At 61.7% G+C, this 13,461-nt stretch carries 15 protein-coding genes; 6 read left to right on the forward strand and 9 right to left on the reverse strand.

The window, feature by feature from the left end:
• Window positions 1-197 precede the first annotated feature (197 nt).
• Window positions 198-926, reverse strand: a complete 729-nt coding sequence (locus ACZIRK_RS05180) for an SAM hydrolase/SAM-dependent halogenase family protein (RefSeq protein WP_130227170.1) — start codon at window positions 924-926, stop codon at window positions 198-200.
• A gap of 381 nt (window positions 927-1,307) precedes the next feature.
• Between ACZIRK_RS05180 and ACZIRK_RS05185 the strand changes: the two genes are divergently transcribed.
• The 6 genes from ACZIRK_RS05185 to ACZIRK_RS05210 all read left to right on the forward strand — a co-directional run bounded on the left by ACZIRK_RS05185 (window position 1,308) and on the right by ACZIRK_RS05210 (window position 6,143).
• Window positions 1,308-1,742: an Mth938-like domain-containing protein gene (locus ACZIRK_RS05185; protein ID WP_245474800.1), complete on the forward strand. Its 435-nt coding sequence runs from the start codon at window positions 1,308-1,310 to the stop codon at window positions 1,740-1,742.
• A gap of 116 nt (window positions 1,743-1,858) precedes the next feature.
• Window positions 1,859-3,496, forward strand: coding sequence for a chaperonin GroEL (groL, locus tag ACZIRK_RS05190; protein ID WP_463327041.1), 1,638 nt, complete (start codon window positions 1,859-1,861; stop codon window positions 3,494-3,496).
• A 176-nt stretch (window positions 3,497-3,672) separates the two neighbouring features.
• A complete protein-coding gene (locus ACZIRK_RS05195; protein ID WP_245474801.1) occupies window positions 3,673-4,149 on the forward strand; it encodes a thiosulfate oxidation carrier protein SoxY in 477 nt (158 codons plus the stop codon).
• Window positions 4,150-4,171: 22 nt separating this feature from the next.
• Window positions 4,172-4,498 carry a thiosulfate oxidation carrier complex protein SoxZ gene (gene soxZ / locus ACZIRK_RS05200; RefSeq protein ID WP_130227173.1) on the forward strand — a complete coding sequence of 109 codons (327 nt, stop codon included), beginning with the start codon at window positions 4,172-4,174 and terminating at the stop codon, window positions 4,496-4,498.
• Window positions 4,498-4,878, forward strand: coding sequence for a hypothetical protein (locus ACZIRK_RS05205; RefSeq protein ID WP_130227174.1), 381 nt, complete (start codon window positions 4,498-4,500; stop codon window positions 4,876-4,878). Before soxZ ends, ACZIRK_RS05205 begins: the two co-directional genes overlap by 1 nt.
• A gap of 101 nt (window positions 4,879-4,979) precedes the next feature.
• Window positions 4,980-6,143 (forward strand): FAD-dependent oxidoreductase, encoded by a 1,164-nt coding sequence (locus ACZIRK_RS05210; protein WP_463327042.1) that lies wholly within the window; start codon window positions 4,980-4,982, stop codon window positions 6,141-6,143.
• A gap of 9 nt (window positions 6,144-6,152) precedes the next feature.
• On the opposite strand, the gene ACZIRK_RS05215 is transcribed toward ACZIRK_RS05210, so the two are convergent.
• The 8 genes from ACZIRK_RS05215 to ACZIRK_RS05250 form a co-directional block, all read right to left on the reverse strand.
• Entirely contained in the window at window positions 6,153-8,132 is a 1,980-nt protein-coding gene (locus tag ACZIRK_RS05215) for a heavy metal translocating P-type ATPase (RefSeq protein ID WP_463327043.1), read from the reverse strand.
• Between the two features lie 197 nt (window positions 8,133-8,329).
• Window positions 8,330-9,055: a sulfite exporter TauE/SafE family protein gene (locus ACZIRK_RS05220; protein WP_130227176.1), complete on the reverse strand. Its 726-nt coding sequence runs from the start codon at window positions 9,053-9,055 to the stop codon at window positions 8,330-8,332.
• A 58-nt stretch (window positions 9,056-9,113) separates the two neighbouring features.
• Window positions 9,114-9,239, reverse strand: a complete 126-nt coding sequence (locus tag ACZIRK_RS05225; RefSeq protein WP_283813279.1) for a hypothetical protein — start codon at window positions 9,237-9,239, stop codon at window positions 9,114-9,116.
• A gap of 145 nt (window positions 9,240-9,384) precedes the next feature.
• Window positions 9,385-9,588 carry a hypothetical protein gene (locus ACZIRK_RS05230; protein ID WP_130227177.1) on the reverse strand — a complete coding sequence of 68 codons (204 nt, stop codon included), beginning with the start codon at window positions 9,586-9,588 and terminating at the stop codon, window positions 9,385-9,387.
• Window positions 9,548-9,736, reverse strand: a complete 189-nt coding sequence (locus ACZIRK_RS05235; RefSeq protein WP_130227178.1) for a hypothetical protein — start codon at window positions 9,734-9,736, stop codon at window positions 9,548-9,550. The genes ACZIRK_RS05230 and ACZIRK_RS05235 overlap by 41 nt, the downstream gene beginning before the upstream one ends.
• Window positions 9,733-11,328, reverse strand: coding sequence for a cbb3-type cytochrome c oxidase subunit II (locus ACZIRK_RS05240; protein ID WP_463327044.1), 1,596 nt, complete (start codon window positions 11,326-11,328; stop codon window positions 9,733-9,735). The genes ACZIRK_RS05235 and ACZIRK_RS05240 overlap by 4 nt, the downstream gene beginning before the upstream one ends.
• A 104-nt stretch (window positions 11,329-11,432) precedes the next feature.
• Window positions 11,433-12,863, reverse strand: a complete 1,431-nt coding sequence (locus ACZIRK_RS05245) for a cbb3-type cytochrome c oxidase subunit I (RefSeq protein ID WP_130227187.1) — start codon at window positions 12,861-12,863, stop codon at window positions 11,433-11,435.
• A gap of 131 nt (window positions 12,864-12,994) precedes the next feature.
• Entirely contained in the window at window positions 12,995-13,459 is a 465-nt protein-coding gene (locus ACZIRK_RS05250) for a c-type cytochrome (protein ID WP_130227180.1), read from the reverse strand.
• Between the last annotated feature and the right edge of the window lie 2 nt (window positions 13,460-13,461).

The following is a 13,461-nucleotide window of genomic DNA, read 5'->3' on the forward strand; positions in this document are numbered from 1 at the left end:
TGATCGCGATTACTGCACCCGATATTTGCTCGCATAGTGTCTGCCGAGAATCTTGCGGGCCTGATCGGCCAGTCGCTTGTTGCCAGTCGCTGGTGGCTTGACGTGGCGCTTTCGGGGCTTCGGCCAATCCGTTCTCGAGCTCTGTTTTCTTGGCATGCACATCGTCCAGATCAGGGTTGTGAGGGAACCGCCTGCCTTCAAGAGACGATCTCGACCGGACTGCCGATCGCGAGTCCAAGGTCGCGGTCCGCGCGCCCCTGGTTGACAGCGATTTCGGCGAGCCCGTTCGAGTTCTTGTACCAGAAGGCCGAGCCGGGCGGCCGATCGCTGAAGGTCCTTTCGCGCTCCAATATTCGACCCGCCGCGGCAAGCCCGGCGTTGGGCGGCAGCATGGCAGCCCTTAACCCGGTCATGGCATTGCCAAAGTGGTCGACGTAAACGATCTCGCAAAGGTCGTCCGGCCAGTCTGTCCGGCGATCCGCGCCATCCTTGCGCGGCTGTCCGGGTGGAGGCTCGCCGTTCGCCAGCATGGCTGAGACCGGTGCGAAAAGGTCGCGCCCGTGAAAGCTGGCCGAGAGGCGCTGCGGCCTCCAGTCGATGTCCCAGCTGCGCGTCTTTTTGGCGCGGCGCAGGACCAACTCAAACAAGCCGTTGCCGGGGCCGACATACCACCGGCCGTCGGCCTCAAGCACAATGGCCGGGCGTGTCCCGCCGACGCCGGGATCGACGACGCAGAGAAAGACGGTTCCGACCGGAAACCAGGCGGCATAAGCCGCCAGGAGGTACGCTGACGCCTTCGGATTACCCGCGGGCGCATCGGCGAAGAGGTCGATAGCGGGAACGCCCGGCGCCTTCTGGTGCAGCGCTGCCTTCACCTGACCCGTATACGGGCCGTGCAGCCCGAAATCCGTGAATAGCACAATCATGTTATCAGCTTGCTCCCGTGGTCCCCCGCGCCGCAAGTTTACGGTGCGAGCGCTCGCGGACCTCAGCGGCCGAGATTATCGACGGATCGGCTTACGATCTTCGTCCGACAGGGAGTAGAATGCGGACGCCGCGGGCACTCGTGCCCGCAGGCGAGCCCCAGCTGGACATCGTCCGCAACTCTCCGTCCCGCCGTCGGCAAGTAACTGGGAATTGCCCAGTGATCCACACCGCGAACTCTATGACCGAACTTGCACGTTTGGAAGCACCACTTTGCGGCTCACAGGCGACGGCCGCTGCGGTATTTGCGCTACCGCAATCCGGCTTGTTCGCAGTTGGGGGCAGCGGCGCGTCCCGATCCGGATCGGCAAACGGGAACGCGCGTGAGCAACGATGTTGCCGGCGGCGAGGCGCCTCACTGCCGCGTGTTGGAGCATGAGTCCGTTTGGGAGGAGGTCACGATGAAGATTGACAGCACCACATTTGGCACGATTACGATTGACGGAGAAACCTATGAGCACGACGTGATCGTTCGCCTTTCCGGCGAGGTTGTGAAGCGGAAAAAGAAGCTATCAAAGAAATTGTATGGCACTTCGCACGTGCTTTCAGAAGACGAGGCAAGGTTCCTCTTCGAAAGGGGGTGCGACCAGATCGTCATTGGCTCGGGTCAGATGGGCAACGTGCACCTGTCTCCGGAAGCTGAAGCCTATTTCAAGAGAAAGGGCTGCGAGGTCTTATTGAAGCCGACACCCGAAGCGATCCAGACGTTCAACCGGTCGCGCGCAAGGAGGATCGGGCTCTTTCACGTGACCTGTTGACCCTGCGGAAGGCGAAATAGGCGTGTCGTAATAGAAAGCGGGAGAGCGGGCACCTGGCGGTTGCTAGTTAATCAACGGAGAGCATGAGCACAAGAAGCTGACCAGGGAGAAACACGATGGCGGCCAAGGACGTCAAATTCTCAACCGAGGCGCGCGGAAAGATGCTGCGCGGCATCGACATCCTCGCCGACGCCGTGCGGGTCACGCTGGGTCCCAAGGGCCGTAACGTCGTGCTCGACAGGTTCGGGACGCCGCGGATCACCAAAGATGGCGTGACTGTTGCGAAGGAAATCGAGCTTGACGACAAGTTCGAGAACATGGGCGCGCAGCTGGTCAAGGAAATCGCGTCAAAGACGTCGTACCTGGCGGGCGACGGTACGACGACGGCAACCGTGCTTGCCCAGGCAATCGTCAAGGAGGGGGCCAAGGCTGTAGCCGCGGGCATGAATCCGATGGACGTGAAGCGCGGGGTTGACTTGGCAATCGATGCAGTTGTCGACGACCTCAAGGAAAAGTCGAGGAAGGTGGCCTCGAGTGAGGAGATGGCTCAGGTTGCCACGATCTCGGCCAACGGCGATACGGAGATCGGCCGGCTCATCGCGGATGCCTTGGAACGGATCGGCAGCGAGGGCGCCATTACCGTCGAGGAGGCAAAGTCGCTCGAGACGGAGCTTGAGGTGGTGGATGGGATGCAGTTCGATCGCGGCTACATCTCGCCCTATTTCATCACCAATGCCGAAAAGATGCTGGTCGAATTTGAAGACCCGCACATTCTGGTTTGCGAAAGGAAGTTGTCGGGACTGCAGGAGTTGCTGCCGCTGCTGGAAACGGCCGTGAACAGCGGTAAACCGCTTCTCATCATCGCGGAGGATGTCGAGGGCGAAGCTCTCGCGACGCTTGTCGTCAACAAACTCCGGGGCGGCCTGAAGGTCGCTGCCGTCAAGGCGCCAGATTTCGGCGACCGACGCAAAGCGATCCTCCGAGACACTGCAATCCTGACCGGGGGCACCGTGATCGCCGAGGATGTGGGCATCAAGCTCGAACATGTGACGCTTGATATGCTCGGCCGCGCCAAGAAGGCGTTGATCGACAAGGAGAGCACCACGATCGTTGGCGGCGCCGGCAAGAAGGCCGACATCGAGGCTCGGATCGCGGAGATCAAATCACAGATCCTGGAGACGACCTCCGACTACGATCGTGAGAAGCTTGAGGAGCGGCTCGCCAAGGTCGGCGGCGGCGTAGCGGTGATTCACGTCGGCGGGGCGACCGAAATCGAGGTCAGGGAGCGGAAGGATCGCGTGGATGACGCGATGCATGCAACCCGCGCTGCGGTCGCAGAAGGCTTTCTGCCTGGCGGTGGGATTGCGCTGCTTCGTGCGGCCAAGGCGCTCGGGAAGCTCAAAGGCGGAAATGGGGATCAGCAGCGCGGGATCGAGATCGTCAGGAAGGCCTTGGGTTGGCCGGCCCGTCAAATCGCCATCAATGCCGGCGAGGACGGCTCGCTCGTCATCGGAAAGATCCTGGATCGCGAGACCTACGCCTACGGCTTCGACGCCCAGACCGGTGAATTCGGCAATCTGGTGACCAAGGGCATTATCGATCCGACGAAGGTGGTTCGAACGGCCTTGCAGGATGCCGCGTCGATTGCAAGCCTGCTGATCACGACGGAAGCCATGGTCGCAGAGCGGCCGAGCAAGGATACGGCGCCGCTTGGCCACCCGCATCCGCGCCATGGGGCCGACATCGACTTTTGAGTGGCGCTGCGTTGCACAAGCGACGCTCGTCGAGCGGGGGGCGTCACGCCTGCCCGGCAGTCAACGCAGCACCGCCGTCACAGTGACGCCAGCGCATTAACTTCGCCTTGTGAGCACGCGCGGACGTGGGATAGTATCTTATGGTCGGTAGTCCACGTCGGCATGAGGAGGTTGGCGTGGTGGAAGAAGCCAAGACACCGAGCTTAACGCGACGGGCGTTATTGACGGCCGCAACTGCGGCGGGGGCTGGATTTGCGGGCAGCGCCCTCGTTTCGCCACTGGACGCGAGTGACAGCGACGATGATGTTGCGATCGTCAAGCAACTCACTGGAATGATTCCCGTGGAGTCGGATCGCGTCCACCTCGTGATGCCGAGGACGTTCCCAAACGGCTATACCGTGCCTCTCTCTCTCGAGATCGATAGCCCAATGACTGAAGCGGACCACGTGCGTCATGTCCGCGTCTTCGCGCCGCGCAACCCACTCATCGAGGTTGCTCGCTTTCACTTTGTGCCGGGGCACAGCGAGCCGAGAGTGTCGACACGGATTCGTCTGGCCGAACCGCAATACGTCGTGGCGGTGGCGGAAATGAACGACGTTGCACTCCTGATGACCAAGACCTGGGTCGAGGTGGCTACCAACGGCTGCGCCTGAGATCTCCCGGAGGGAGGAAAGAATGTTCATCCCGATACCACGCGTGCAAGTACCAGACGTTGCGGCGAAGGGCGAAATCTTTCAGGTCAAGGCCTTGATCAGCCACCAGATGGAAACAGGGCTGCGCCGTGACCCCCAGGGCGACGTGATCCCGCGCAAGATCATCAACAAGTTTGCCTGTCGCTACAGCGACGTTGTCGTCTTCGACGTCGATCTGCACGAGGCCATGGCGGCCAACCCCTATATTGAGTTCTACCTGCGCGCGACAGAGAGCGGTCGGCTGGAGTTCATCTGGGAGGAGGATGGCGGCAACACCTACGCGCTGACCCACCAACTCACGGTCGGCTGATGCCGGGCGGCTCGACCGCTGTCTCGGCAACCGCGGGGCCCCGCCGAAGTGCGTGGAGCCTCCATCAGATCATTGCACTTTTGCTGGTCGCGAGCCTGGTTGTCTCCTTTGCGGAGCGCGGCTTCGCGGCAGACAGTGACCAGGGTGCCCAATTGGCAGCGACATGTGCAGCCTGTCATCGCCTCGACGGCCATGACAAGGGTATCCCGTCGATTGTCGGACTGAGCGAAGAACAGTTTGTCACCCTCATGATGGCCTTCAAGTCGGGCGAGCGTTCCGGTCCGATCATGCGCACGGTGGCGCGCTCCCTCAGCAACGAAGAAATCGCGATCCTAGCGCGCTATTTCGCGGCACGAGGAAAGGAAACGCAGCGGCGATGACATGTTGGACGCGTCGTCAGTTTGGCTGCTTGGCCGGAGCGATGTGCATAGGGGCGCTCCATCCGCAAACCGCGCGAGGCCAGGCCAAGGCTCGAGTCCTGGTGATCGGTGGCGGCGTGGGCGGTGCGACCGCCGCCAAGTACTTGGCCCTGGGCTCCGAAGCGCTCGCTGTGACACTGGTCGAGCCCAAAGCGCAGTACACGACCTGTTTCTTCAGCAACCTCTATCTTGCCGGGCTTCGCTCGCTAGAATCGCTCACGCATGGCTATGAGACACTTGAACAGAGATACGGCGTCAAGGTCGTCCATGACTCCGTGACGGCGATCGATCCAGAGGCCAAGAACGTGAGCCTCGAAGGCGGGGCAAAGCTATCGTACGACCGCGTTGTCCTTGCCCCAGGTATTGGCTTCAAGGTCGGCGCCATCGATGGCTATGACGACGCCGCGACGCAGATCATGCCGCACGCCTGGACCGCCGGGCCACAAACCAGGATTCTGCGAGAGCAACTTGAAAGCATGGAGGACGGCGGCGTGTTCGTACTCGTCGTCCCGCCGGACCCGTTCCGCTGCCCACCCGGTCCCTACGAGCGCGCTTCCCTCATTGCCTACTATTTCAAGCAGTACAAGCCGCGGGCGAAAATCCTGATCCTTGATGCGAAAGACAGTTTCTTCGCGCAGGACGTGTTCGAAGATGGTTGGAACCGCCACTATCCGGGAATGATCGAGTGGCTGCCGGGGCAGTTCACGGGTGGGATCAAGGCGGTCGACGTGAAAGGTCGATTGGTCAAAACGGCCGGGGACACGTTCAAGGCCGATGTCGCCAATGTCATCCCGGCACAGGAGGCCGGCCGTCTCGCACAGCAGGCGCACCTCGTGGATCAATCGGGATGGTGTCCTATCGATCCGATGACATTCGAATCGAAGCTGCAGCCCGGCATCCATGTCATCGGCGATGCGGCAAAGGCCGGCAATATGGCGAAATCGGCTTTTGCGTCGAACAGCCAAGCCAAGGTCTGCGCCTTCGCAATCCTGGCTGCACTCACCGGATCCGAGCGATTTGCGCCCCACTTGTTCAATACATGCTTCACTGTTCTTGCTTCCGACGACGCGGTGACGAGCGCGATCAGCTACAGCGCCGATCCGGAGACAATCAAGGTCAACGACTTCTTCCTCAGCAAGGTCGGTGACAATGCCTGGATACGCCGCGAGGCCGTGCACCAGGCAGACGGCTGGTACGCCGCATTCACCCACGACATTTTCGGCTGAAGCCGTCGTTCAGCCTTGCTCGATTGCCGACACGGGCATCACCGGAAAAGTATCGGTCGCAGATTGCGTTTCGCCGCTCGGCTGCCCCGCAGATAACGGCGTGGGGACGGGATCGGGCATCCGTTCCAGGCGAAGTGAGTTCAGTACCACGAGAACGCTCGAGCCGGCCATCACCGCAGCCGCAATGACTGGCTGCAGCAGGCCGAGCACGGCGAGCGTCAGCGCAATCAGGTTGTACCCGAACGCCCATAGCAGGTTGGTGAGGATCGTCATGCGAACCGCGCGTGCGACATCGACGACCCATGGCAGCATCCACAACCCACCCCGAGGCAAGACCACGGCAGCAGTTTCGCGAGCGAGATCGGTCGCGGAACCGACGGCGATTCCGATATCCGCTTCGGCGAGCACCGGCCCGTCGTTGAGGCCGTCGCCGACCATCGCAACCACATCGTACCTTTGGCGCAGCCGACGCAGGGCAGCCCGCTTGGCCTCGGGGGCCAGGCCAGAGCGTGCATCCTCGATCCCGGCCGCAACAGCAACTCGCTGCGTCGCATGCGCAAGATCTCCGCTCAGCAGCATCACATGCAACCCGCGGCTCCGCAGTGCTTCGCCCGTCGATCGCACCTCGGGAAGCGCCGCATCATCGAGCGCCAGCGCGGCACGCACCTGCTCGCCCCATCCGACATAGATCACGGAGTAACCATCGGCTTCCAGCGACCGACCACGTTCGCCGAGAGCCGGCGCGACCGACCAGCCAAGTTCGCTCATCAGTACTCGGCTGCCAGCCGCCACTACTTGTCCGTTTGCATTCCCTCGGATGCCGCGGCCGGGCAGGATCCGAACGTCGGCTGCAACCACCGGGTCGAGGCCACGCTCTGCCGCCGCTGCCGCGATGGCGTGCCCGAAGCCATGTTCGGAATGGCGCTCAAGCCCGGCAGCTCGTGCGAGCACCTCATCGGCCACCATCCCGTCGGTCTCTATCCTCACAACACGCGCTCTGCCCGACGTGAGCGTACCTGTTTTGTCGAATGCGAGCAGCCGTGCGCGCGCAAGTTCTTCGAGCGCGCCAGGCTCGCGGATCAGACAGCCTCGCCGCGCCAGCCGCCCGATGCCGAGCGAGGTCGCAAGCGGGGCGGCAAGGCCTACTGCACACGGGCAGGCAATCACGAGCACGGCGAGGCCGATGAGCAACGCCCGATCGAACGGCAACCACTGCGCCCAATAAAGCGTCGTCAGCCCGCCGAGGGACAGAACGAGAGGGACGAAGATGCCGACAACACGGTCAGCAAGGCGTTGGGTCGGACTGCGCCGGGTCAGCGCGTCCCGCACTGATCGGCAAATCTGGGCCCATCGGGTGTCCGTCCCGGCTCGGGTGGTCCGGATCAAGAGCGGACCATCCAAATTGATGCTGCCAGCGATAACAGGGGAGCCGACGCCCTTCGGTACGAGACGGCTTTCTCCGGTTATCACAGCTTCGTCAGCGTGGGATTCGCCCTCCATCACCGTACCATCGAGGGGAATGCGCTCTCCCGGCCGCACCTGGACCAACGTGCCGACGCCAACCCCGCGCACTGCACGGCGCGTCTCCACGCTACCATCGACCACGGTCGCGCATTCGCTTTCCGCGGCCAAGAGCGGTTCGAGGTTGCGGGCGGCCCGGGCGCGGCCAGCCGCCTCGAGATAGCGGCCCACGGTGAACAGCATCAGAACCATGGTGGCGGTGTCGAAGTAGACGTGCGGGCCGCGCTCGACGACGGCAAATGCTGAATAGAGATAGGCGGCGCCGACGCTGAGGACGATGAGCGTAGAGGACGTCACGCGTCCTTCAACCGCGTCACGCCAGGTGTCAGCAAGGAATGGTCCGCCGAGAATAATCAGAGCCGGCGTTGCGAACACCCAGAGGAGGAGGTGAATCCAGGGAAGCAGCCTTGCATCGACACCCGTGAACGCCCCTGCATATAATAGCAGGCTGAACAGCATGATGTTCATGGAGAGAAAGCCACCCGCGCCCAATCGGATCAGGAGCCAAGCGGCTTCCCATTCCTCGCTCTCGCCGTTCTTCACCTGAAACGCGATGCAACAACCATAGCAGCAGAACGCATGGCTCTCGCCGTTCACTGTGCGCTGCATCGCTCGTGCGCCGATAGGAAGCAGACAATGGCTGCACAGGATGCCGCCGCGTTCGCTCATGCGAAATATCCTCCCGGCCAACCATGTGACATGTGAGCCGCGAAGGGCAGGATGCCGCGGCCAAGGGTGACAAGGCCAAGGAGCAGGATGCAACTGCCGGCCAGCCACACGCCGCGCTGCCGCCATGCTGGCGCAAGAAACTGGCCAACGGCACCCATCATCAGCATGGCCGGGAAAGTCCCCAGTCCGAACGACGCCATGGTAAGAAAGCCAGGAAGCGCTCCTGCGGTGCTCGCCGCCTCAGCGAGAAAGGCATAGACCAGGGGACACGGCAGAAAGCCGTTGAACACGCCGAATGCCAGCGGTGCCGCGTGGCCATCCGCGGCAAGTAGGCTCCGTAGGGATACGGCGAGCGTGCTGCTACCGAAGCCGATCGCGAGGTGACGCAAGCGCGGCAGCAGGCCGAAGAATTGCAACGCCATGGCGATCATGAGCATTCCGGCAACAACTGCCAGGCCTCGCTGGGCGGCATCGAGGCTGCCACTCAACATCGGGACGGCCGTTCCCTGAGGCGTGCATATCACTTGACCGAGAGTGCCCGCGAGTCCACCGAGGAAGCAATAAGTTGTCAATCGTCCTAGATTGTAGAGAACATGGCGCAACGCGGTTGCCGCCTGACCGTGCGGGTCGTGGCCTAGCGCGCAGGCAAAACCGCCGCACATCCCGACACAGTGAAAGCTGCCGGCGAAGCCTGCGGCGAAGAGCATGAGATAGTAGGCCACGGCAGATGTCCCGCAAATCACCCGGCCGCATTGCGCCGAGCGCGCTGCTCTGCGGCAGCTATTTCATACGAACGAGGTAAGCGACCCAGGCAAAGAAACCGATCGTGAAGACCGCAAAGCCGATGAACGCGACGATCTGTTCCGGACTTGCCTCAGCCAGCGAGAAGATCGGATCCGCCAGCATGGTTCTTTCCCTTCAGCCGAAGTAGACCCGAACAACATTCATGGTGAGCTCGGAAAGCAGGAAAATCAGATTCACGGCGGCAATCGCGAGGATGATGCTGGCAATAAGCCACGCCGGCAGATTCCTCGTCATCGCCCCCTCCCGCTCATCCCGGCCTTCCCGGGCCTACCCCGCCCCAGTAATTCACCAGATAATAGAGCCCCCAGATGAACAGCACGGCATAGACGACCAACAGCCAAATCGGGATGTGGCCGACCCGCGCCTGGATGTAGCCGCCGGCATATTCCTCCATCTCGTGGGCTGAACTGTCACTCGCCGGCTGGTTCGACCGGTTCGTCGGTTCGGTCATTTTCCATCTCCCTGCGATAGAACCTTAGAGCCGCGTCGTCCGCTCCACTGAAGGCGCCCGAGAGGACGCCCCAAATGAAGATACACAGCGCACCGATGCTCATCAGCAACGCGACCATGTAGGGTCCTATGATCTCGAAATCCGTCATGGTTCACTCTTCTTCAACGGGGCGGAAGTCCGGCTTGCCGACACGCCCTCCGGCTTGCCAGTTGCAGCGCCAGACAATTCAGCGCGCTGCATACGGCCCCCACCCAGAACGTAGGCATCTTCCGGCGTGGCAGCCTCCAACTTGGGATCGTTGAGCGCGGCGCGATCCGCGGGCGAAATAGACAGCGGCTGAAGGGTGAGCGGGTCTTTGAAGGCGGACAGCGAAACAACATAGTAGGCAAGTGCCCAGCGATCGTCCTCCGACAACGAATCGCGGTAAGAAGGCATGGGCGTTCCGCTGAGGCCGGTGCTCATGGTCCTGAAGATATCCTCCACGGCCGGCCCCGATTTGAACTGGCCGCTGGTGAGATCCGCAGGCGGCGCCGGGAAGTTGAGATCGTCTTTCAGGCCCGGGGCTTTCTGACCATCTCCCTTGCCGGTATCGCCGTGGCACTCCCAGCACTTGGCGCTTTGCCAGACCTCCTTGCCGTGAGCGAGCAGCTGTTGGGACGGCGCAGGCGGCCTTCCAATGTACAATGGTGCGCCCGGGGGCTCCTCGGTGAAGAAGGCATAGGGTGCTGCGGGGTCGGAGCGGTCGACCGCAAGCTCATATTTGATGTACTGGATGACAGCGAGCCGATCCGTGAGTGGCAACTCATACCACGCCGGCATCGCCGTGCCGCGCACGCCGCGGGTGATGGTTCGCAGCAAGTCGCCGTCGGTGGGGATCGGTTTCTGGGTCAAGCGGAACTTGAAGGCCGCCGCATTGAAGTTTCGCGGTCGTTGCTTGAACAGGAAAGTCGCAGCGGGTCCGTTGCCGTCACCCTTGACGCCGTGGCACCCGATACATCGCCGCTCGTAGACTTCCTTGCCGTACGCGATCCATTGGCTCGAACGTGGAAGGGTGGCGTCCGTCACCGCCAGCTCTTGCGGCTCGAACTTATCCCGCCACTTGCCACGGTTCATGCCGAGCTTCTGGACATAAGCAATGAGGCCCTGAAGCTCTTCCGTCTCGACGGCAATCTCGACCGTGTTGCCCGTGTATTCCTTGTTTGGCGTCCACATGAGCGGAAACTTGCCGCGCGCTTGCATCGGCACAAACAAGAGTCCGTCGGTGTTCGGCGTGAGCTTGATCTGCTCCTTGCTTGTGAAGTCGAACAGCTTTGCGGTTTCCGTCGTTTTATCGAGCGTGCGATTGCCTGCCCCATCATCGACGATCTTCACTGCCTCCGCGGATGCATCAAATAGCTCCCGATAGGGCGCCATGATCGAGTCTTCCGTGAGCATGCGCGGATTCCAAAAATGGGCGAGATGCCACTCGTCGCCGTATTTGAGTCCGACCCGCGTCAGATCCGGTCCGATGCGTCGCGTGCCAAACAGGTGCGGAACATCGAAGGCGTATTCGCCCGCCTCGCTCACCGGGCCCCAACGGCGCGTCTCGCCCGTCACCGGACGAACGTATTGGGAATGGCAATACCAGCAGCCTTCGCGCAGATACACGCGACGGCCGAGCTGCTCCATCGCGGTGTAGTCGGTGGCCTCGGTCACCATCCATTTGAGCTGACCCAGCTCGGTGCGAACGACCGCGGTCACGGTAGTGGTCCGCGCTGACGGTTCAACGAATGGCAGGATCCCCTGGGTCAGGACCGCAAGAAAGAAGAAGCCGACGCCGGCGACAAGGGCGACAAATCGCGCGTTCATTCCGCCCCTCCCGCAGGAACGGGGGCCACGCCGGGTGCTGGAGCCACTTCCCTTGCCTCGGCGGGCCTCGTCAACGCTGTCATCATGAGGTTGATCACCAAGAGGGACATCCCGGTATCCATACTGATACCGGAGAGCGTGCGCACCAGCCAGTACGGCCTCATCCGCACCACCGTGTCGACCCACTCGGTGCCGTTCATCCACTCAAAGCCTTGCTGCAGACCAGCGGCGGTCAGAACGAGGCCCATCGTGGAGATGCCGACCGTGATCAGCCAGAATGCCCAATTGCCGAGCGCAAAGGACCAAAGCTCGCGACCACACACCCGCGGCCAGACGTAGACAAGGCCGCCCATCGCCCACACAACAAATGTCCCGAACACGGTGAGGTGCGAATGGGAGATGACGAAGTCCGAGAAATGCGTCGGCTGTTGAATCGACCGCAGCGCCTCGACCGAGCCTTGGAAGCAACCCGCCAGGTACATCAGCGAGCCCATGATCAGGAACTTCGCGGGCAGATTCTTCCCGAAGCCATCCCAACGCCCCTTCACGGTGCCGAAGAAGTTCACCAGCACGGTCCACACCGGAATGATCAGAAGCATGGAGGTGACGATTGCAAGCGTCTCGGCCCAGTCGGCGATCGGGCTGTAGAGATAGTGATGAATGCCGACAAACGGGTAGAACAGGGCGAGAGACCAGAAGCCGACCAGTGACAGCTTGTGAGCGTAGAGTGGGTTACGCACGCTGACAGGAAGGAAGTAGTAGATCAGCACATAACCCGCGGGCGTGATCCAGAGGCCGACGATGTAATGGATGTAGAGGCCATGGAATGCCGCGCTGTTTATTCCGGAAATCGTGTAGGGCAGGATGAAGCTTCCCAAAACCAGGTTCATCGTCGTCCATATGAAGGCGGCGATCAGGTACCAGAGCGCGACATAGAGCTGCGGTTCGAGGCGCTGTGCGATGGTCATGATGAATTGCGCAGTCGCGGCGGCTACTACGATGAGCATGGGAATTTCAGCGAAGAGCGGGAGTTCACCGGCTTCCAGCCCGTGGTTCGTCCCGAAAGGCAGCGATACGAGACCGGCCAGGAGTGCGATGCTCCACACCCAGGCGAGCGGGACGCCCCACTGACCCCACGGCACGCGAACACCGCACAGGCGCGGCACCAGATAATAGCACTCGCCGATGAACAGCGTCGAAAACGCGCCGAAAATGACGCCATTGACGTGCACCGGACGGAGCCGACCAAAAGTCAGCCCCAAGGTAGGACCAAGATAGTCGGGATAGTTGAAGAGACCGGACAGCGCCACGCCGATCGACGGCGTGACCATGAGCCAGAACATCCCCAGGTAAAGCCAAGTTCGAACGACACTCCAATCGACCAGTTGATCAAGGTCGACACCAGCGAACCTGCCTCGTAGTTGCAATGTTTCTGTCATGGCGCGCCCTTTGCCGACATCGCGGCCTCACGCCGCGCGGCTCCTCAGGCATCACTGCGGCATTTGTTGCTCCGTCCGAACTCGCTCGTCACGGGACCCGCTTCTTCGCGTTCCGAAGGCTAGTACTTGCCGGGGACCAGCACCGAGCCGCTGTTCGACCAATAAATGTACGCCTCGAGTGCCTTCATCGCATCCGAATCGGAATCGATTTTCTCGCCCTGATTTGGCTTTTCGATACACCAGTTGATCATGTCGCGAAGCGTCGCGAATTTGTTCATGCTCGCCTGATACTTCGGGAACGCCTGCGGGTGGGTGTCGGAGGCAAAGGGATGGCACATGGCGCAGGCCATTCCGGTGTTGCTGAGCACGACGTTCATCTGCTTCGCGGTCGCGGCATCGCCATGGAACAACAGGTCGCCTTTCTTGACCTGCTCCATGAAGGCGTCCTCGTAAGCTTTCAACTGTTGAGGTGTTACCGGGTCCTTGTTCGCATTGGCAGGGCCGACGAGAACCGCAAGCGCGGCCAAGAGACCAACGAGCGAAGCAATGCAAAGAGCGAACAGCAATGTCGTTCTGGTTGTCATGG

The organism is Bradyrhizobium sp. Leo114, assembly GCF_055229415.2.

What these genes read in the sequence shown, in the direction of transcription:
- ACZIRK_RS05180 (WP_130227170.1), bottom strand. Translation starts at nt 926, where the DNA reads ATGATTGTGCTATTCACGGATTTCGGGCTGCACGGCCCGTATACGGGT.
- groL (WP_463327041.1), top strand. Translation starts at nt 1,859, where the DNA reads ATGGCGGCCAAGGACGTCAAATTCTCAACCGAGGCGCGCGGAAAGATG.
- soxZ (WP_130227173.1), top strand. Translation starts at nt 4,172, where the DNA reads ATGTTCATCCCGATACCACGCGTGCAAGTACCAGACGTTGCGGCGAAG.
- ACZIRK_RS05205 (WP_130227174.1), top strand. Translation starts at nt 4,498, where the DNA reads ATGCCGGGCGGCTCGACCGCTGTCTCGGCAACCGCGGGGCCCCGCCGA.
- ACZIRK_RS05215 (WP_463327043.1), bottom strand. Translation starts at nt 8,132, where the DNA reads ATGAACATCATGCTGTTCAGCCTGCTATTATATGCAGGGGCGTTCACG.
- ACZIRK_RS05225 (WP_283813279.1), bottom strand. Translation starts at nt 9,239, where the DNA reads ATGCTGGCGGATCCGATCTTCTCGCTGGCTGAGGCAAGTCCGGAACAG.
- ACZIRK_RS05230 (WP_130227177.1), bottom strand. Translation starts at nt 9,588, where the DNA reads ATGACCGAACCGACGAACCGGTCGAACCAGCCGGCGAGTGACAGTTCA.
- ACZIRK_RS05235 (WP_130227178.1), bottom strand. Translation starts at nt 9,736, where the DNA reads ATGACGGATTTCGAGATCATAGGACCCTACATGGTCGCGTTGCTGATG.
- ACZIRK_RS05250 (WP_130227180.1), bottom strand. Translation starts at nt 13,459, where the DNA reads ATGACAACCAGAACGACATTGCTGTTCGCTCTTTGCATTGCTTCGCTC.